14 protein-coding genes are annotated in these 19,599 nt (G+C 71.2%); 10 read left to right on the top strand and 4 right to left on the bottom strand.

Going from position 1 to position 19,599, the window contains the following annotated elements:
* Positions 1–156: 156 nt before the first annotated feature.
* Both M1E25_RS16650 and adh read right to left on the bottom strand, forming a co-directional pair.
* Positions 157–573, bottom strand: a complete 417-nt coding sequence (locus M1E25_RS16650) for a DUF779 domain-containing protein (protein WP_251416231.1) — start codon at positions 571–573, stop codon at positions 157–159.
* Positions 573–2,090 carry an aldehyde dehydrogenase gene (gene adh, locus M1E25_RS16645; protein WP_251416229.1) on the bottom strand — a complete coding sequence of 506 codons (1,518 nt, stop codon included), beginning with the start codon at positions 2,088–2,090 and terminating at the stop codon, positions 573–575. Before adh ends, M1E25_RS16650 begins: the two co-directional genes overlap by 1 nt.
* A 415-nt stretch (positions 2,091–2,505) precedes the next feature.
* Between adh and M1E25_RS16640 the strand changes: the two genes are divergently transcribed.
* Positions 2,506–3,504 (top strand): ATP-binding cassette domain-containing protein, encoded by a 999-nt coding sequence (locus tag M1E25_RS16640; RefSeq protein WP_251416227.1) that lies wholly within the window; start codon positions 2,506–2,508, stop codon positions 3,502–3,504.
* Between the two features lie 80 nt (positions 3,505–3,584).
* The gene (locus M1E25_RS16635) at positions 3,585–4,403 is read left to right on the top strand and encodes an ABC transporter permease (protein ID WP_251416225.1); all 819 of its coding nucleotides are present in this window, start codon (positions 3,585–3,587) and stop codon (positions 4,401–4,403) included.
* 131 nt (positions 4,404–4,534) lie between these two features.
* Here the strand turns inward: M1E25_RS16635 and M1E25_RS16630 are convergent, their stop codons facing one another.
* Both M1E25_RS16630 and M1E25_RS16625 read right to left on the bottom strand, forming a co-directional pair.
* Positions 4,535–5,770, bottom strand: coding sequence for a helix-turn-helix domain-containing protein (locus M1E25_RS16630; protein ID WP_251416223.1), 1,236 nt, complete (start codon positions 5,768–5,770; stop codon positions 4,535–4,537).
* 246 nt (positions 5,771–6,016) lie between these two features.
* Positions 6,017–6,481: a MarR family winged helix-turn-helix transcriptional regulator gene (locus tag M1E25_RS16625; RefSeq protein ID WP_251416310.1), complete on the bottom strand. Its 465-nt coding sequence runs from the start codon at positions 6,479–6,481 to the stop codon at positions 6,017–6,019.
* 128 nt (positions 6,482–6,609) lie between these two features.
* Between M1E25_RS16625 and M1E25_RS16620 the strand changes: the two genes are divergently transcribed.
* From M1E25_RS16620 to M1E25_RS16585, 8 genes are all read left to right on the top strand, one after another.
* Positions 6,610–8,712, top strand: a complete 2,103-nt coding sequence (locus tag M1E25_RS16620; protein WP_251416221.1) for an MMPL family transporter — start codon at positions 6,610–6,612, stop codon at positions 8,710–8,712.
* A gap of 138 nt (positions 8,713–8,850) precedes the next feature.
* The gene (locus tag M1E25_RS16615) at positions 8,851–9,678 is read left to right on the top strand and encodes an SAM-dependent methyltransferase (RefSeq protein WP_251416219.1); all 828 of its coding nucleotides are present in this window, start codon (positions 8,851–8,853) and stop codon (positions 9,676–9,678) included.
* Between the two features lie 58 nt (positions 9,679–9,736).
* Entirely contained in the window at positions 9,737–10,549 is an 813-nt protein-coding gene (locus tag M1E25_RS16610; protein WP_251416308.1) for a class I SAM-dependent methyltransferase, read from the top strand.
* Positions 10,550–10,663: 114 nt separating this feature from the next.
* Positions 10,664–12,346: an acetolactate synthase large subunit gene (locus tag M1E25_RS16605; RefSeq protein ID WP_251416217.1), complete on the top strand. Its 1,683-nt coding sequence runs from the start codon at positions 10,664–10,666 to the stop codon at positions 12,344–12,346.
* 78 nt (positions 12,347–12,424) lie between these two features.
* Positions 12,425–13,222: a DUF427 domain-containing protein gene (locus M1E25_RS16600; RefSeq protein ID WP_251416215.1), complete on the top strand. Its 798-nt coding sequence runs from the start codon at positions 12,425–12,427 to the stop codon at positions 13,220–13,222.
* Between the two features lie 727 nt (positions 13,223–13,949).
* Positions 13,950–14,855: a S1 family peptidase gene (locus M1E25_RS16595; RefSeq protein ID WP_372500928.1), complete on the top strand. Its 906-nt coding sequence runs from the start codon at positions 13,950–13,952 to the stop codon at positions 14,853–14,855.
* A gap of 443 nt (positions 14,856–15,298) precedes the next feature.
* The gene (locus tag M1E25_RS16590) at positions 15,299–16,681 is read left to right on the top strand and encodes an MFS transporter (protein WP_251416213.1); all 1,383 of its coding nucleotides are present in this window, start codon (positions 15,299–15,301) and stop codon (positions 16,679–16,681) included.
* Between the two features lie 115 nt (positions 16,682–16,796).
* Positions 16,797–19,599: AMP-binding protein (locus tag M1E25_RS16585; RefSeq protein ID WP_251416211.1), on the top strand; the 2,803-nt coding region annotated here is incomplete at its 3' end.

The raw sequence follows: 19,599 nt of genomic DNA, 5'->3' as shown, positions 1-19,599 counted from the left end.
GTGACGGCCCATCTCGCCCATCGTCAAGCGGGACGGCCCGTGGCGCCCGGGAAGTACCGCCGTTCGGGTACCCCGGATCGGCGCGGGCCCGGGCACGGCTCGTACTGCCCGTGCCCGGGCCCGTGCCGGAGGGCCGGTGGGACGGCCCCGCCGGTGTCAGCCGGCCGTACCGTCGGGATGGTCCGCCCCCGTGGCCAAAGGTGGTTCGGCGGCGATCCGTTCGCTCTCCTCGTCGGTCAGGAGCCGCGACCGGATCAGGAACCTCACTCCCTCGGGGGCTTCCAGGGAGAAACCACTGCCCCGGCCCTTGACCACGTCCACGGTGAGGTGGGTGTGCCGCCAGTAGCCGTACTGGTCGGAGCTCATCCAGAAGGGCGTCTCCCCGACGACCCGTCCGAGGAGCACGTCCGAGGACCCGACCCGGAACTCGCCCCGCGGATAACACATCGGCGCGCTGCCGTCGCAGCAACCGCCGGACTGATGGAACATCAGCGGGCCGTGCCGCGATGCGAGCCGGTGCAGCAGGGCCTCCGCCTCGGCCGTCAGCCGTACGCGCTCGGTCCGGTCGTCCATCAGAAGAATCCGAGCTTCTTCGCCGAGTAGCTCACCAGCAGGTTCTTCGTCTGCTGGTAGTGGTCGAGCATCATCCGGTGGTTCTCACGCCCGATGCCCGACTTCTTGTATCCGCCGAATGCCGCGTGTGCGGGATAGGCGTGGTAGCAGTTCGTCCAGACCCGTCCGGCCTTGATCTCGCGGCCGAGGCGGTAGGCGGTGTTGCCGTCCCGGGTCCAGACGCCCGCACCCAGTCCGTACAGGGTGTCGTTGGCGATCTTCAGCGCCTCGTCCACCGAGTCGAACGTGGTGACGGAGACCACCGGGCCGAAGATCTCCTCCTGGAAGATCCTCATGTCGTTGCTGCCGCGGAAGACGGTGGGCTCGATGTAGAAGCCGTTCTCCAGCCCCTCGACCGTGCGCGGTGAGCCTCCGGTGAGGATCTCCGCACCCTCCCGCTTGCCGATGTCGATGTAGGAGAGGATCTTCTCGTACTGGTCGTTGCTGGCCTGCGCGCCGATCATGGTGGCCGGGTCCAGCGGGTTGCCGCGGGTGATCGCCTCGGTCCGGGCGATGCACCGGCTCATGAACTCGTCGTAGACCGACGAGTGGATCAGGGCCCGGGACGGGCAGGTGCACACCTCCCCCTGGTTGAGCGCGAACATCACGAAGCCCTCGACCGCCTTGTCGAGGAAGTCGTCGTCGGCCTCCGTGACGTCGGGCAGGAAGATGTTCGGGCTCTTCCCGCCGAGCTCCAGTGTGACCGGGATGATGTTCTCACTCGCGTACTGCATGATCAGGCGGCCGGTCGTGGTCTCACCGGTGAACGCCACCTTGGCCACCCGGGGGCTGGAGGCGAGCGGCTTGCCGGCTTCCGCACCGAAGCCGTTGACCACGTTGACCACACCCGGCGGCAGCAGGTCGGCGATCAGTTCGATGAGCTTCAGCAGGCTGACCGGGGTCTGCTCGGCGGGTTTGATCACGACGCAGTTGCCCGCCGCCAGTGCGGGAGCGAGTTTCCAGGTCGCCATCAGGATCGGGAAGTTCCAGGGGATGATCTGGCCGACCACGCCCAGCGGCTCGTGGAAGTGGTAGGCGACCGTGTCCGCGTCGATCTCGGCGATGCTGCCCTCCTGGGCCCGCACCACTCCGGCGAAGTAGCGGAAGTGGTCGACGGCCAGCGGAAGGTCGGCCGCGAGCGTTTCGCGGACCGGCTTCCCGTTCTCCCAGGTCTCGGCCACGGCCAGCATTTCGAGGTTCTCCTCGATCCGGTCCGCGATCCTGTTGAGGAGGACCGAGCGTTCGGTGGCGGACGTCCGGTTCCACGAGCCGGCGGCCGAGTGTGCCGCGTCCAGGGCGAGTTCGATGTCCGCGGCGGTCGAGCGGGCGACCTCGCAGAACACCTCACCCGTGACGGGCGAGGGATTCTCGAAGTACTCGCCCTCGACCGGGGCGACCCAGTCGCCGCCGATGAAGTTGTCGTAGCGCCGGCCGAAGCTGACGATGCTTCCTTCGGTACCCGGCTGCGCGTACATCATGCTGCGGCTCCTTCGGATGCGTGGGGTGTCCCGCGGCGGCCGGACGACCGCCGCACCGCACACCGTGGCAGCCCGAGGTTGGCGAAAGGTTGGTGACCGTCGCCGGGTGGCTGCTCGGCACGGCGCGGGACCGCCCGCCGCGCCGACGGGGTGCATGGCGGCCCGGGCGGATCCCGTGACGGGCATCCGGTCCGGGCCCCGCGACCGCGCACCGGTGCGGGCGCACAGGGGAGCCGGGAGCGCCCCGTCCGGGATGCGGAGCCGCCGTCACGGTGGTCGACTGGTGGGTGGCAGGACCGCCACCGGCACCGGCCGGCCGTGGTCACAGGCGGCCGGGCCCGGCCGCCGCCGTCGCGTGAAGGCCGGCCCCGCCCCGTCGAGTGGCTGCCCGGGGCACGGACTCGAGGGATGGCGGATGAAGCCGGACAGCGGTGTCACCGAGGGACGGTCCTCACCGCGCCCCGCCATCGACGCTGCGATCGTCGCGTCCGGCCTGACCAAGAGGTACCCGAAGGCCGACTTCCTGGCGGTGGACGGCCTCGACCTGCGTGTGAGCCGCGGGGAGATCTTCGGACTGCTCGGTCCCAACGGTGCGGGAAAGACCACGACGGTCGGAATGCTGACCACCCGCGTGGTTCCCACCGCCGGAACCGTTCGTGTCGCGGGAGTGGACGTGGTGCACAGACCCACGTCGGCCAAGCAGCACATCGCCGTGGTGTCCCAGCAGAACACCCTGGACAGGGCGCTGACGGTGCGGGAGAACCTCTTCTTCCACGGGCTCCTGTTCGGCTTCCCCCGCCGTGAGTCGGGAAGGAGAGCCGACGAACTGCTCGGCCAGTTCCGCCTCTCGCGATGGGCCGACTCCTCCGTGTACGACCTGTCCGGGGGCATGGCGCAGCGGCTGATGCTGGCACGAGCGGTCTTCCACCGTCCGACCGTCCTCTTCCTCGACGAGCCGACCGCCGGTCTGGACCCGCAGAGCAGGCTGGCTCTCTGGGAAACGCTCGACCAGTTGATCCACGAGGGGCAGACGATCCTGCTCACGACGCACAACATGGAGGAGGCGGACCATCTCTGCGACCGGGTGGCGATCATCGACCACGGCCGGATTCTCGCCCTCGGCACTCCCACCGAACTCAAGCAGAGCCTGGGAGCCGACACCATCGTCACGGTGGCCACCTCCGGCCGGCCGGAGGAACTGGCGAGCCGGCTCGGCCACGACATCCCCGACGTGGTGCGCACCCGGCTGCTCGAGGGCGGGGTGGAACTCCAGGTCAAGGGGAACGACCGGCTCCTGCCCCAGGTCGTCGCCAGCGCCGAACGGGGCGGTTTCGACCTCGTCGACCTCTCGATCACCGAGAGCACGCTGGAGACCGTGTTCATCAGCCTCACGGGAAAGGAGCTCAGGGACTGATGTCTTCCGGCTCCCCGACGCCCTCCCGGCCCGTGGACCCTGCGCCGCGGCAACGCCCCACGCCACCGGGGCGGTCCGTGATGTCCTCCAGCCGTGCCGCACTCTCGGCTCTCGTCCAGCGGGACCTGACCGTGCTGAGAAAGAACTTCGGCGAATTCGTGGGCCGTACCGTCATGCAGCCGTTCCTGCTGGTGTTCGTGTTCCTCTACGTCTTCCCCTCGATCGGGCAGGGCATCGGTTCCTCCGGCGGGGCGCGCGGTGAATCCGCATTCGCCACCGTCCTGGTCCCCGGTGTCGTCGCCGTCGCGATCATGTTCCAGGGCATCCAGTCGGTCGCCATTCAGATGTCCCAGGAGTTCGGCTACACCCGGGAGATCGAGGACCGGGTGCAGGCTCCCTGCCCGATCTGGCTGGTGGCCCTGGCGCGGGTCCTCTCCGGCGCGGCCCAGGGGCTGATCTCGGCCGTCATCGTGCTGCCGATCGCCGCGGTGGTCCACGCACCCGGGGTCCACCCGGACCTGAGGATCCACTGGTGGACCGCGGTCACCCTGATCCCCTTGTCGTGTCTCGCGATGACCGCACTCGGACTCTTCCTCGGAACCTCCTTCGAACCGCGGAACATCGGAGTCATGTTCGGCTTCGTGATTCTTCCGCTGGTCTTTCTCGGTGGCACCTACTACCAGTGGACCAAGCTGTCCCTGGTCGACATCGGCGGATTCCACTGGCTCCAGACCCTGGTGCTCGTGAACCCGCTGATCTACATCAGCGAGGGCATGCGGGCGGCATTCACCGACATCTCCCACATGCATCTGTGGATCATCTACCCGGTGCTGGTGCTGTTCTGCGCCCTCTTCCTCGGGCTGGGGCTGCGCAACTTCCGCCGCCGGGTGCTGTCCTGATGCCGGCGTCCACCGGCGCGAGGCCACCGGTCGACGTCTTCGGAAGTGCTCAGTGGCCCGGCATCGGGCTGCTCGTGGTGTCGGAGTTCGCGACCGCTCGGTCCGTCACCTCTCGGGCCGGGGACCCGCGATCAGTCGTGCAACGCGGTGCTCAACCGGCCCGCCGCCACCGCCCGGCGCACGTCCTCGGGGCCGAGCAGCCGCAGTGCGTGCTCGTGGATCTCCGTGTCGAAGGGTGCGTGCTCCCCCAGCCGCAGCGCGTGCTCGGCACGCGAGCTCGCCAGTACCGCCTCACGCACGCCGACCGCCAACTGTTCACGCCACTCGGCGATTCCCGGCGCCTGCGACCGCGGCAGCAGCGGCCCCCGGTACAGGCGGACGGCCGTGGTGGTGTCGCCCCGGCCCAGCGCGCGCAGCACCTCGACGGCATCGCAGTCCACCGCAGCGGTCAGGGTGTAGCGCCGGGGTGTGATGGCGCCGCCGAGGGCCCGCCGCAGATGGGACACCTCCGCCTTGAAGGTGGACGAGCTCACCGGACGCTCCCCGTAGAGCGCCCAGCGAAGCTGCTCGGATCCGAGGCCCTCCGGGTTCAGGGCGAGCAGCGTCAGGATCTCCTGTTGACGCGGCGGCAGGTGCAGCATGCTCCCGTCACTGATCACTTCCTCCCGGCCCAGGCACCGCACCAGCAGCGGCAATCCGGCCTGCGGGGACGCACCGCCGTTCTCCCGCAACGCGGCCTCCATCGTCGACACCACGCTGCGCACCGTCGACATCGCCAGCGGATGGGACCGGTCCCAGGTCGTCGACAGGTCCAGCACGCCGAGGATCCGCCCGCCCGGTCCGCGGACGGGCGCGCAGTAGCAGACCCAGCCGTGCAGCGCGGCGACCAGGTGCTCCGCCGAGAACACCGAGCTCGGGCGGCCGGTGAGCAGGGCGAGCGAGAGCGCGTTGGTGCCCATCGCCCCTTCGTCCCACCGGCCGCCCGGGGCGAAGTTCACGCGCTCCGCCCGCCGCCGCATCACCCGGCCACCGCAGGTCCACTGGATGGTTCCCGTCTCGTCGGTGACCGCGGCGACGAAACCGGCGTCGTCGGCGATGCTCCGCAGTTCCCCGGCGACCCTCCCGACGGCGTTCCGCAACGGCGACCCCGGCCACCCGGGGCCCACCCGCCCCCCGTCCGTCACCGGGGCGCTGTCCGTGGCGGGGTCCACCCTGCCCAGCGAGCGCATCCAGGACTCGGTCACCTCGGGACGCAGCGCCGTGCCGGCGACGGGGAGGCTTTGCGGCGTGCGGGGGCCGGGCACCAGCCGCGCCCACTCGTTCTCCAGGTCCGCCCTGTGCTTGCGCAGTGCACCATGCATCGACATTGAGCATCCCGAGGCCGTTGCTTTTCGTCCGCGATTCGGCCGCGCGTCACCGTGACGTACCTGCCCGCGGCTGCTTTCCGGGTTCCCGGCGGATACCCTCGGCCGCGGTGTTGATGCGCCGCCGGGGGAGGGCCGCACGTCCCCGCACCACGGTACGGAATTCCGTGACCCGCCGGGAGACGCGCGGTACAGCAGGTGCGGATGCGGCGGGAGTTCCGCCGGCGGTGACGGTCGCGGCACCCGGCGTCACTCCGGAGGCTCGGCCTCCGCGGACGCCCGTACGGCCGTCAGTTCCTCGTTCATGGCGGCGAGGAACCGGGCGACCACCTCGAGCTCGCCGCCGTCGAAGCGGTGCAGCGCGCTCTCGGTGCCGCGGGCCAGGGGCGCGAAGAACTCGCGGGCCACCTCCATTCCCCTCAGCTCGTAGTGGACATGGACCACACGGCGGTCCATCGCATCGCGTTCCCGCCGTACGTGGCCCGCCCGCTCCAGGCGGCCCAGGCAGGCGGTGACGGCCCCCGAGGTGAGGTTGAGCCGCTCGGCGAGCAGCCCGGGGGTGACCGGCTCGGGTTCCGGCGAGACCTCACGCCCCTCCGCCAAGGCCTCGGCCTTCCTGCCGTCCAGGATCTCGACGAGTGCCTGCACGTCGGTGGGGTGAAGCCGGTGTGAGCGGGCGAACTCGTGGGCGATCCGGGTGAACTCGGCGTTCATCCGGCGCAGCAGGACGGCGAACGCCTGCAGATCGGTAGATGGCACCCGTCAAGAGTACGAAATCTTAATGATTAAGGTTTCTAGGTGCGAGGAAGACGCGACACAACTGCGACCGCTCGGAGGAACGGATGAAACCCGCGGCAAGCCGTCTGCGATGGCTGCTCCCCCTGCTCCTGCTCGCCGTCTGGCTGGGCATCGGCGGAGCACTGGGCCCCTTCGCGGGCAAGCTCGGGGAGGTCTCCACCAACGACCGGGCGGCGTTCCTGCCGCAGAGCGCCGAATCCACCCGCGTCAACGACCTCCAGGACTCCTTCCGGACGTCCGACACCCTGCCCGCCGTCGTCGTCTGGGTCGCCCGGGACGGCAGCGTCGCAGCGCAGCAGCGCGCGGCCGCAGCCCGCGCCCTCGCCGAGGCCGCCGAGGTCCCCGGCGCCACCGGAAAGGTCTCGCCCCCGCTGCCCTCCGAGGACGGCATGGCGCTCCAGGGGGTCGTCAAGCTCCGCGCGGACCTCGGCAAGAAGCTCGGGCCGGCCGTCGAGCGCATCGAGGCCGGGGCGCGGGACGTCCCGGGCACGGACGTCCACGTCGCCGGCCCCGCAGCCGCCCAGAAGGATCTGTCCGAGGCGTTCGCGGGGATCGACGGGATCCTTCTCGGCGCGGCGCTCGGCGTCGTGCTGCTCATCCTGCTGCTCGTCTACCGCAGCGTGCTGCTGCCCGTCGTCGTGATCACCGGGTCGGTGTTCGCGCTCGGCCTGGCCTGCGCCGTCGTCTATTACCTGGCCGAGCGCGACGTGGTGCGCGTCGACGGACAGGTCCAGGGCATCCTCTCCATCCTGGTCATCGGCGCCGCGACCGACTACGCCCTGCTGCTCACGGCTCGCTTCCGCGAGGAACTCGCGGTGCACGGGGACCGGTTCCGGGCCGTCGGGGCCGCTGTGCGCGGGTCGTTCGGCGCCATCACCGCCAGCGCGGCGACCGTGGCACTGGGCCTGCTCGCCCTGCTGCTGAGCAACCTCACCAACAACCGTGCACTCGGTCCGGTCGGCGCCATCGGCATCGCCTGCGCGCTGCTCAGCGCGCTCACCTTCCTGCCGGCCGTGCTCGCCCTGCTCGGCTCCGTCGCCTTCTGGCCGGTCCGGCCGCGGCACGGGACGCTGCAGGCCGGCGACGGTGACGAGGGCGCCGCAGAATCCGGGAGCCGCGGGCTGTGGGCCCGCATCGCGCGGGCCGTCGACCGCAGGCCCCGCCGCATCTGGGCGGCCACCCTCCTCCTGCTCGTCGCCGGTGCGGCCTTCGCACCCACGCTCGACGCCCGCGGCGTCCCGCTGAACGAGATCTTCATCAACGACGCACCGTCGGCGCAGGGCCAGCGCGTGCTCGGCGAGCACTTCCCCGGGGGCTCGGGCAACCCGGCGGTCGTCATCGCCGACGCCGGCCGGGCGGCAGAGGTGATCGCCGCGACGCGGAAGACCGAGGGCGTCGCCACAGCCGTTCCCATGACGGCCTCGGGCCGGCCCGGGTCCGAGCCGGTCGTCGTGGACGGCCGGGTCCTTGTCAACGTGACCCTGCGCGACGCCGCCGACAGCGATGCCGCGAAGGAGACGGTCGTACGGCTGCGCGACGAGGTGCACGCCGTGCCCGGAGCGGGCGCCCTGGTCGGGGGCTACACCGCCCAGCAGTACGACACCCAGCAGACGGCCGTGCACGACCGGAACCTCATCATCCCGGTGGTTCTCGCGATCATCCTGGTCATCCTGGTGGTCCTGCTGCGATGCCTGCTGCTGCCGCTGCTCCTCGTGGCGACCGTCGCCCTCAACTACGGTGCGACGATGGGCGTTTCGGCACTCGTCTTCACCCATCTCCTCGGATTCGGCGGGACCGACGCCTCCGTGCCGCTCTACGGGTTCGTGTTCCTCGTCGCACTCGGCGTCGACTACAACATCTTCCTGATGACGCGCGTTCGTGAGGAGGCACTGCTGCACGGAACGCGCGCCGGAACACTGCGCGGACTGACCGCCACCGGAGGCGTGATCACCTCCGCGGGTGTCGTGCTCGCGGCCACCTTCGCCGCGCTCGTCGTCATCCCGCTCGCCTTCCTGGCGCAGATCGCCTTCATCGTCGCCTTCGGCGTGCTGCTCGACACCCTGGTCGTCCGGTCGCTCCTGGTGCCGGCACTGGTGCGTGACATCGGCTCCCGTGCCTGGTGGCCCGTCAGGTCCATACGCCCCTGACCACGCACAACTCCCAGCGCCCGCCCGCGGATCCGGCCTACGGCGGGCGCGGGTCGATTGCCGGGAATCCGCTCCCCCCGGGACGATCGCCACCGCCTACGATGATCGGTACGACGCCTGGGAAGGGAACGAACGCTCATGGACGACGGCACCGCCTCCGGGATCGACCAGGAGAAGCCGAGCATCGCTCGCGTCTACGACTACCTCCTCGGCGGCAAGGACAACTACGCCGTCGACCGGGCGATCGGCGACCGCTTCAAGAAGGACCTGCCCGGTTCGATCGCCATCGCCCTGGGCAACCGCAAGGTGCTCGGACGTGCTGTCCGCGACCTCGTGGCGAACACCGGGATACGCCAGTTCATCGACATGGGCAGCGGTCTGCCCACCGCGGAGAACGTCCACCAGATCGTCCAGCGCCACACTCCCGATGCCCGGGTCGTCTACGTCGACGCGGACCCGATCGTCCTCGCCCACGGTCGCGCGCTCCTGCAGGAGAACGAGTTCACGAGCGTCATCAAGGCGGACGTGCGCGATCCCGAGGCGATCCGGAACCACCCCGACGTAGAAGCCCTCATCGACTTCGAACAGCCCGTGGCCGTCATCATGTCGGCGATCCTGCACCACATCAACGACGACGAGGACCCGGCCGGCATCGTCCGCTTCTGGCACGATCGAGTTCCCTCCGGCAGCCACATCTTCATCAGCCACTTCCGCACCGGGGAGAACCCCGAGACCGAAGCGGCCGAGAACCTGCTGCAGAGCACGTTCGGCCGCGGCCGGTGGCGCAGCGACGACGAGATATCCGCCCTCTTCGGCCCCATGGAGATCCTCGAGCCGGGCATCGTCCCGACCGTCCTGTGGAAGCCCGACGCGGAGCCCGAGGGCGTCTCCCGGATCGCGGGCGGCAAGAGCGAACTGACGGTGTGGGAAGAACTCATCGTCGCCGGAATGGCGAGCAAGGCCTGATTCCTTGACCGTTCCCGGCGAGCGCAGCAGGCCCCGCGAGGCATCCGTCCCGCCCTCCGTGGCGACGACCGTGTTCGACGAGAGCGAGCGGCGGATCTGGGCCGGTCGGGCCCGGGCCTACGCGCAGAGCTTCGCACACCTGTGCGCGTACCCGATTCCGCTGCTCCTCGATGCCGCGCATGTCAGGCCGGGTGACCGGGTCCTGGACGTCGGAACCGGGGCGGGCGCGGTGGTGGCGGCGGCTTCGGCCCGCGGCGCGGACGTCGTCGCGGTGGACGCCGACCCGGACATGGCCGTGCTCGCCCGCCGGAATGCGCCGCAGGCCGATGTACGCCTGGCCGCCCTGCCCCGACTGCCCTTTGCAGACGACGAATTCGACGCCGTGGCCGGCAACTTCGTGCTGAACCACGTCGGCCGGCCCCGCTCCGCCCTCGCCGAGCTGAAACGCATCACCCGGCCCGGGGGCCGGGTTGCGGTGACGATCTGGGCCAGGCCCCCCGGGGCCGGTCAGGCGCTGGTCGGACGGGCGGTCGAGGCATCGGGTGCCCGCCGCCCGGCCGACCTGCCGGCCCTGCGGCCCGAGGACGACTTCCCGCGCACGGGGGATGGTCTCGCGGCGCTCATGGAGTCGGCCGGACTGGAGGATGCCGGGTGCCGGACGCTCGCCTGGAAGCACCGGGTCGACACGGAGGTGTGGTGGGCCGGACACGCCGATGGGGTCGGGACGATCGGGCAGACCGTGGCGCGCCAGACACCGGCCGTGACCGCGGAGATCCGGCGCCACTACCTGGAGATGAGCGGGGAGTTCGCCGTCGCCGACGGGATCCTGGCGCTGCCGCACACCGCGTTGCTGGCGCACGCCCGCGCCTGACACGGCCCGGCCGGTAGGCGGACAACGGGTGGACGGGCCTGCCGCTCCCGCAGCCTGTGTAGTGCCCCCGGCACTCGTCGCGACACCTGCCGCACTTCGGCCTAGGCTCGACACATGGGTTCACAGGCCGGGAGCCGGACCCCCGGGAGCGGTGGCCAGGATGTCGCCCATCTGCTGGTGCGTTGCCTGGAGGCCGAAGGTGTCAAGTACGTCTTCGGGATACCCGGCGAGGAGAACATCCGCTTCGTGGATGCCCTGAACGGCTCGGGCATCCGCTACGTCCTGGCCCGCCACGAGCAGGCCGCCTCGTTCATGGCCGAGATGTACGGCAGGCTCACCGGCCGCGCCGGGGTCTGTTCGGCGACTCTCGGCCCGGGCGCGATCAACCTGCTGCTGGGAACCGCCGACGCGTCGACCAACAGCACACCGCTCGTCGCGCTCGCCGCGCAGGGCGCGCTGAACCGTACGCACAAGGAGTCCCACCAGGTCATCGACCTGGCGACGATGTTCGCCCCGGTCACCCAGTGGTCGGCCCGGGTCCAGTGTCCGCAGGCCGTACCGGAGATGATGCGCAGGGCGTTCAAGACGGCCCAGAGCGAGCGCCCGGGCGCCGTGTTCCTCGCCGTTCCCGAGGACATCGAGGCCGCTCGGCCGGCCGAGCCCCTGACGCCCCTGCCGTTCGACCGGGTACGGGCCGATGCCCCGCACCCGGTGCAGATCTCGCGGGCCGCGAAGGTGCTGGCCGACGCCCGCAACCCGGTGGTGCTGGCCGGTCACGGCGCCGCCCGTGCACGGGCCGGCGCGGCCCTCGTCCGGTTCGCCGAGAAGCTGGGGCTGCCGGTCGCGACGACGTTCCACGGCAAGGGTGTCTTCCCCGACGACCACCCCAATGCGCTCGGCGCAGTCGGGTTCATGCGGCACGACTACGGCAACTTCGGTTTCGACGCAGCGGACGTCCTGGTCTGCGTCGGTTACGAGATCCAGGAGTTCGATCCGGCCAAGATCAATCCGGATGCCGACAAGCGCATCGTGCACCTGCACCGCTTCCCGGCCGAGGTCGACGCCCACTACCCGGTCGAGGTGGGCGTCGAGGGCGATCTCCCGCAGGCGCTGGACGAATTGGCCGCTGCCGTCGGCCGGCGCTTCGGCGACGGGGAGCCCGCGCGCATCCGGGCACTGCTGGCAGGCGAACTGGACTACGGCCGGGACTCGGAGTCCTGCCCGCTGGTGCCGCAGCGCATCGTGGCGGACGTACGGGCCGCCCTGGACCCGGAGGACATCGTGCTCGCCGACACCGGCGCCGGAAAGATGTGGATGGCCCGCCTGTACCCGACGCTCGCCCCCGAGACCTGTCTGCTGTCCAACGGGCTGTCCACCATGGGCTTCGCCCTGCCCGGCGCGCTCGGCGCCAAACTCGCCCGGCCCGCCCGCCGGGTGCTGGCGATGACGGGGGACGGGGCGTTCCTGATGAACTCGCAGGAGCTCGAGACCGCCGTGCGGGAGAACATTGCGCTGGTGGTGCTCGTGCTCGTGGACCGCGAGTACGGGCTGATCACCTGGAAGATGGAGCTCGAACTCGGACGGCACAGCCACACCCGCTTCACCAATCCGGACCTCGTGGCCTACGCGGAGAGCTTCGGCGCGCACGGGCACCGGATCGAAGCGGCGGACGATCTGCTGCCCGTCCTCCGGGACACCCTGGCCGCGGACGCCGTCTCCGTCATCGCCTGTCCCGTGGACTATGCGGAGAACCTGCGGCTGACCGACCGGCTCGGGGAACTCCACGGCCCGTTCTGACGGTCGGTGGTGGCAGACCGTGCCCCTGCCGGGCAGGGTGGGTGCCGGAAGAACCGCCCCCGGGAAGGAGAGTGCCACATGCCGGGAGAGAACGCAGGCGAACCCCCCCGGGTCGTCCGCCGCCCGCCGGACCCGGAGGACAGCGTCGTCTGGGAGCCCTGCGAACGCTGGGTCCGGGCGGTCAAGGGCGACGTCACCGTCGTCGACAGCCGTCGGCCGCTGCTGGTCTGGGAGCCGGGCCGCCCCGTACCGCTGTACGCCTTCCCCGAGAGGGACGTCCGCACCGACCTGCTGCGTCCGGCCGAACACCCGCCCACCGGGCGGCATGCCGGGGCGACACGGTTCTACGACCTGGAGGCCGCGGGCGAACGCGCCGGATCCGCGGCCTGGACGTACCCCGGAGAGGAACTCGCCGGTTACGTTTCCTTCGACTGGTTCGGGCGCGACGTGCTGGACCACTGGTACGAGGAGGACGAGGAGGTCTTCGTCCACCCCCGTGACCCGCACAAACGGGTGGATGCGCTGCCGAGCAGCCGTCATGTCAGGGTCGCGATCGGCGGTACGGTCGTCGCGGACACCCGGGATCCGGTGCTCCTGTTCGAGACCGGGCTGCCCGTCCGCTACTACATCCCCCGCGAGGACGTGCGGTTCGATCTCCTCACCGCCGAGTCGCAGCACACCCGTTGCCCGTACAAGGGGGCGGCGACCGAATACTGGAGCGCGGGCGGCGAATCCGGGGTCGCCTGGAGCTACCCGGACCCCCTGCCCGCGGTGGACGCGATCAGGGGCAGGGTGGCCTTCTACAACGAGCGGGCCGACATCGTCGTCGACGGTGAACGCCGGGAACGCCCGGTCACCTTCTTCGGCCCGCACTGAGCCGGCCCCCGGCAGGGGCGGAACACGGCGAACGCCGATGCCCGTTGGCGCCCGTCGGCAGACCCGACGTGTGGGGCTCGCCGACGGCCTGACGAACCCTCTCGGACGGCCTCGGCGCGCCGCCGCGGCCCCGGCGGGCGGAACATTCCGCATCCACCCTGCCGGTGAGGCTGCCTGAGTCGTCCTCAGTGGCACGGACGACCGTCCGCAGCGAGGGGCTGCCTCTGCCACGCAACTCGACGAACGGTTTTCGGCCGTGCGCCGCCGGCCCGAGGGAGTCGACGGCGCAAGCGACATGTCCCCTTCCGTCCCGTCGCGCCGGACCGGGCGGTCGCCGGGAATCGCTCGAAAACGGGCCCGGCCGAGCTGCGCCGTCTCGTCCGGGAGAAGCTCTGCCGGGATGAGGGCCGCACCTGCCCCACCGAGCGTCCGTTCACCCCAAGTCCCAGCTCAGGAACGAAGGTTGGGGGTTTCCGCACATGCCGGTCGGCTGCCGGCTCTCAACGTTCATACGGTGACCAAAGCGACCATTTACTTCCCGTGTGCTGTTTCTGGCGTGTTTCTGCCGATGAACTCCCGCCGGTGCTCTTGCGCCGGGGAGTGACGAGCCGAATACTCCTGAGCGGCGCTTGTCAGGGGCACGGCGAATCGCAGCCGATGTCTCCGGCTTCGCTGTTCGGGTCCGCCTCCCGGCGGTCTTGGAGATCCCCCCAACCTGGAGGAATACGTGAAGATCCCCTCTGCCTTCACCGGTCGCTCCACCGCGAGACGCGCGCGTCTCATGGCTCTGACCGCCGGTCTCGCGGCCACCGCCGCCCTCGCCGTCCCGGCAGCCACTGCCTCGGCGCAGTCCGCCCCGACCACGTTCAGCGCCTCGGCGCTGTCCAAGGTCAGCGACGCGGTGAAGACGGCCGACGTGGCCGGCACCGCCTGGTACGTCGACCAGAAGACGGACAAGGTCGTCGTCACGGCCGACTCCACGGTCTCCAAGGCCGAGATAGCGAAGATCAAGAAGGAGGCCGGCGCCAACGCCGGTGCCATCGAGGTCAACCGCACCGAGGGCAAGTTCACCAAGCTCCTCCAGGGCGGCGACGCGATCTACGCGAGCGCCGGATGGCGCTGCTCCGCCGGCTTCAACGTCCGCAGCGGCAGCGGCACCTACTACATGATCACCGCCGGTCACTGCACCGACGGTTACCCGAGCTGGACCACCGGCTCCGGCGCCTACATCGGCCCCACGGTCGACTCGTACTTCCCGACCAACGACTTCGGCATCGTCCGCTACGACGGCTCGGTCACCCACCCGGGCACCGCCGGCGGTACCGACATCACCGGCGCGGCCAACGCCTACGTCGGCATGTATGTCACCCGTCACGGCTCCACCACCGGTACCCACAGCGGAACCGTGACCGGCACGAACGCGACCGTCAACTACGGCGGCGGCGACATCGTGTACGGCATGATCCAGACCAACGTCTGCGCCGAGCCGGGCGACTCCGGCGGCTCGCTGCGCTCCGGCAACAGCGCGGTCGGCCTGACCTCGGGCGGCAGCGGAAACTGCTCCTCGGGCGGCACCACGTTCTTCCAGCCCATCACCGAGGCGCTCAGCTACTACGGCGTCAGCGTCTACTGACCGGCCCCGCGCCGAGCAGTACACGCCTGATCCGGTCGTAGTTCACCGGAACCGCCCTGTCGCAGAACGCCGTTGCGCCAGGCGGGATGCATGACGACGGCCTGTGCGACCCCCGGGTTGCACAGGCCGTCCGTGTGCCGCGGGCCCCTGCGCACCCGGGCACGAGAGCTCCACGCGAGGCGGACAGGCCACTGCCTCCGCCCCGGGAACCGGCGGCAGCCGCCGGCCGCCCCACGGGACGCACACCTTCACGCGCGGCCGTCCGACGGGTCGGCACAGGGGGAAGAGCACATGGAGAACCGCCGAGGGACGTGCTCACGCCGAGCGCTGCAGCCCGGGCACCGGCATCCGGCACGCATGCCCGGACAACCCGCCGCGGGGATTGCGGAGACCGGCGTCAGCGCACCGGACCCGAGCGACCGAGGCCCACGAGGAGTCGTGCGATGACGTCCGCTCCGCTCCGGGCCGGGCGGGTCGGCCGCCCCTTCCTGTACCTGGTCGTGGGCAACGCCGTCTCGTCCTACGGCTCGTTCCTCAACATGGTGGCGCTCAACCTGTTCGCCCTGCAGACGACCGGCAGCGCGCTCTCCGTCGGAATCTTCCTGCTGCTGCGGATCGGGTCCTCCTTCCTCGCCGGCTTCGCGGCCGGGCGTCTGGTCGGCCGGTTCAACCGCAAACACCTCATGATCGGCGGCGACTTCACCCAGGCACTCGCCCTGCTCGGCTTCGCCCTGTCACCCGACAGTGCCCGCGAGGTGCTGCTGTACGGGCTGGCGGCGGTCATGGGTGCATGCTCCACCCTGTCCGGTGTCGCGTTGCGCAGCAGCGTTCCGGAGATCGTCGGCCAGGACCTCCGGGTGCGGGCCAACGGACTGCTGGTGACCGGCCGTTCACTGGCCATGGTGTTCGGGTTCGCCTCCGCCGGTGTCGTCGTCGCCTGGGCCGGGTACACCGCGGCCTTCGTCCTCGATGCCGGGACCTTCCTCGTGTCCGCCGCGACCCTCGCCCTGCTTCCCCTGACCGCGTCGGGGCGGCGCGTCAGCGGCCCGCAGGAAGCCGGGCGGGACGCGCACACCGGAGCCGAGAACGGCGAAGTCCGCGCTGCAAGCGGGCGGTTCGCCGCCCGCGTGTGGCTGACGGGGCTGCGGCGGTACGCACCCGTGGTGCTCTGCCTGGTCGCCGTGCGCGCCGTCGACAACCTCGGCTCGGCCTCCCACCAGGTGGGCCTTCCCGTCTACGCGGCGCAGATCGACGAGGACACCGCAGCGGCCTTCGTCGGCCGCTTCTGGTCCGCCTGGGCCGTGGGCTGCCTGATCGCCCACCAACTCGTCTCCCGCGTCCCGCTGCTGAACCGGTGGGCCGGCGGCCGGGACGGCCGGGGCGGCGGGGAGCGGGCGTTCGCCGTGGGGACGTGCCTGATGTCCGGCTTCTTCATCGTCGCCTTCAGCGGACTGCCCACCGCGGCCCTGATCGTGGTGGCGGCCGGCGCCGGACTGGCGGACGGCTTCACCCAGATCGTCTACGACTCACGACTCCAGGCCCTCCCGGACGACCAGCGCGGCCGGCTGCTCGGCACGGCCGCCATGGCGGAGACCGCGGCCCTGGGCATCGGTACGGTGCTGTGCGCCACACTGCTCGACCGGCTGGCGCCCTTCACCGTCGTCGCCCTGGCGCACGGCACGGCCATCGTTCTCGCCCTGGGCTTCCTCCTGCTCCTCGTCACCGTCCCCGCGCTCGCGCGCACTTCTCCGGGCAGGGACGCCTCCGGGCCACCGGTGGGGGCCCCGGCCCAGGAGACCGCCGCGTCCCGTACCTCCCCCGGCTGATCCCGGCCCGTCGCCCGCTCGGTCCCGCGGCACCGTCCTTGCCTGCGCCCCGGGACACGTGAACGTCCCGAACCGTGCCCCGTCCGCCTCCCCACGACTCCAGGAAACAGCAACGATGGCGACCGACCCGTCCGTATCCCGGCTCGAAGCACGCCTGCGCACCCTGCGGGATGTGCTCGACTGCGCCATCGTCCCCACCGGCGACGGCCCCGCCACAACTCCGGCCGAACCGGTGGCCTTCGTCGTGCCCGCCGCCCAGGCCGGCTTCGCCGGTCTCAAACGACGTGTCGCCGTGACCGCGCTCGAAGCCGGCCTGCCCGTGCAGCCGGTCCTGGTCGACGACGTTCCGCGGCTGCCGGACGGGACCGTGGACCTCGGAGCGCTGGACCGGGTCCCCGTCCTCAGTGAGGCCCTGCTGCGACGCCACGGCGACGCGCACTGCGGAGCGGGAACCGCGCTCGCCCTGGAACCCACCCCGTTCGCGGCAGGCCGGCTGCACCTGGCCGGGCTCGACCCCGAACCGCCCGCCGAGGCCCCGCCCTCGGCCGGTCACGCCCGGCCTGCCTCCGATGCCCGGGCCGGGAGCGCCACTTTGCACGCCGCCCCCGCGACGCCCGCCCTCAGCAGGGGACCCGATCCGGTCCCCGACCCCGGGGCTCCGCGCACCCTGCCCGAGGCCCTGCTGCGCACCGCCGGGCAACGGCCCGACTCGGGACTGCACCTGGTTCTCGAACGTGACCGTACGGTCTTCCTGAGCTACCCCGAACTGCTGAGCCGCGCCCAGCGGATACTCGGCGGACTCCGGGCAGCAGGAGTGGCCGCCGGCGATCGCGCGATCCTCCAAGTTCCTTCCCTGGACCGGTATTTCCCGGCCCTCTGGGCCTGTCTGCTGGGTGGCATCCAGCCGGTCACGGTCGCCGGCCCCCCCGGCTACGACACCCGGGGAGCCGTGCTCGACAAGCTTCACCACGCCTGGCAGACCTTGCGCGAACCCGTGGTGGTCGCCTCCGGGGCATCGGTGGACGGCGTGCGCGCCATGACCGCCCTCTACCCGATGCAGGACGTGAGCGTCCTGGACGTCGAGGAACTGGAACGGGCCGAGCCCGTCACCGAACCGCACCTTCCCGACCCGGGCGAGACGGCCCTGCTCCAGCTCTCCTCGGGCAGCACCGGCCACTCCAAGGCCATCCGGATCACCCACCGCGGCGTGATGGAGTACGTGGCCGGCGCCCGCGCCCAGGGCACCGGACCGGGCGACACCACCGTCAACTGGCTGCCGCTGGACCACGTCGCCGGACTGCTGATGTTCCATCTGCGCGACACGGTCCTGGGATGCCCCGCCGTGCACACCCCCACCGACCTCGTCGTCGCCGACCCTCTGCTCTGGCTCGACCTCCTGGAACGCCACGGGGCCGCCCACTCCTGGTCCCCGAACTTCGGCTACAAGCTGGTCGTCGAGGCACTGCGCCGCAGGCCGGACCGGCGCTGGGACCTGTCCGCCGTACGCTCGCTGATCAACGCCGGCGAACAGTGCACCCTGCCCGTGGTGACGGACTTCCTCGCCGCCACCGCCCCGTTCGGCGTCGCCGAGGATGCGATGCTCCTGGCCTGGGGCATGGCCGAGACCTGCACCGCCATCAGCTACAAGCGGTTCGGCTCTCCCGGAACCGTGCACCGCGTGCGCAAGTCATCGCTCACCGGCGACCTGGAATGGGTGGGCGACGAGGTGGCGGAGGCCGAGCGGACCACCTTCCTCAGCATGGGTGCTCCCACCCTCGGCGCCCGGTTCAGGATCTGCGACGACGAGGACCGTGTCCTGCCCGAGGGCCGCATCGGCAGACTCCAGGTCGCCGGCGGCCGGGTCACCCCCGGCTACCTGGACAACCCTGAAGCCAACGCCGAGGCGTTCCGCGGCGAAGGCTGGTTCGACACCGGCGACCTCGCGTTCCTCCGCAACGGCGAGCTGACGATCACCGGCCGCCGCAAAGAAGTCATCATCATCAACGGCAGCCACTACTTCTGCCACGAACTCGAGGACGCGGTCGGTTCGATCGACGGTGTCACCGCCGGATCCGTCGCCGCCTGCGGCGTGCCCGCGCCCGGCACCGGCAGCGAGCAACTCGTGGTGTTCTTCGTTCCCGCAGAGACCGCCGTGGCGCCCGCGGACCCGGTACCGGCCGTCCGCCGGATCAGAGCCGAACTGGCCCGGCGCTTCCAGCTCGCAGGCGCCCAGGTGGTGCCGGTGACCGCAGCGGATTTTCCCAAGACCACCAGCGGCAAGATCCAGCGGACGGGTATCCGCCGGCGCTTCCTGGACGGCGGCTTCGACGACGTCCTGCGGGAGCTCGATCTCGCCGAGGGCAACGCCCGCACCGTCCCCGACGCCCTCCACCGCGCCGTCTGGGAACCTCTGCCCGGGACCGGCCGGACGGCGCCGCCCGTCGACCCGGCCACCACCCTGGTGCTGGCCGACCGGACGGGCCTCGCCGCCGAACTCACTGCCGGAGGAGGACCGTTCGCGGCTGCTGTCGTCGTGACCCAGGGCGACTCATACGCCTGCATCGGCCTCGGCCGCTACACCCTGGACTTCGCCGAGCGCACCCAGTGGGACGCCCTGTGGGCCGAACTCCGCGAGCTGAACCGGACTCCCACGACGCTCCTGCACCTGGCGGGCTGTGCCGAACCGGTGCCGCTGGACATCACCCCCGGTGAACTCCGACCGGTTCTCGACGGCGCCGGTCTCTCCCTCGTCCTCGCCGTGCAGGCGCACCGCGCCGCCTGCGCTGACGGCCCCACCCGGGTGGTGACCGTCAGCCGCGGCCTCCACCGCGTCACCGGCGAGGAACCCGTCGGCTGCGCCGGCGCGCTCACCGCAGCCGTGGCCGGTGCCCTCGCGCTGGAGTGGGCCGCCGCCGACG

It is taken from the genome of Streptomyces meridianus, from assembly GCF_023703325.1.
In the GTDB taxonomy this organism is placed as follows: domain Bacteria; phylum Actinomycetota; class Actinomycetes; order Streptomycetales; family Streptomycetaceae; genus Streptomyces; species Streptomyces meridianus.
This window is presented reverse-complemented; position numbering and strand designations above follow the sequence as displayed.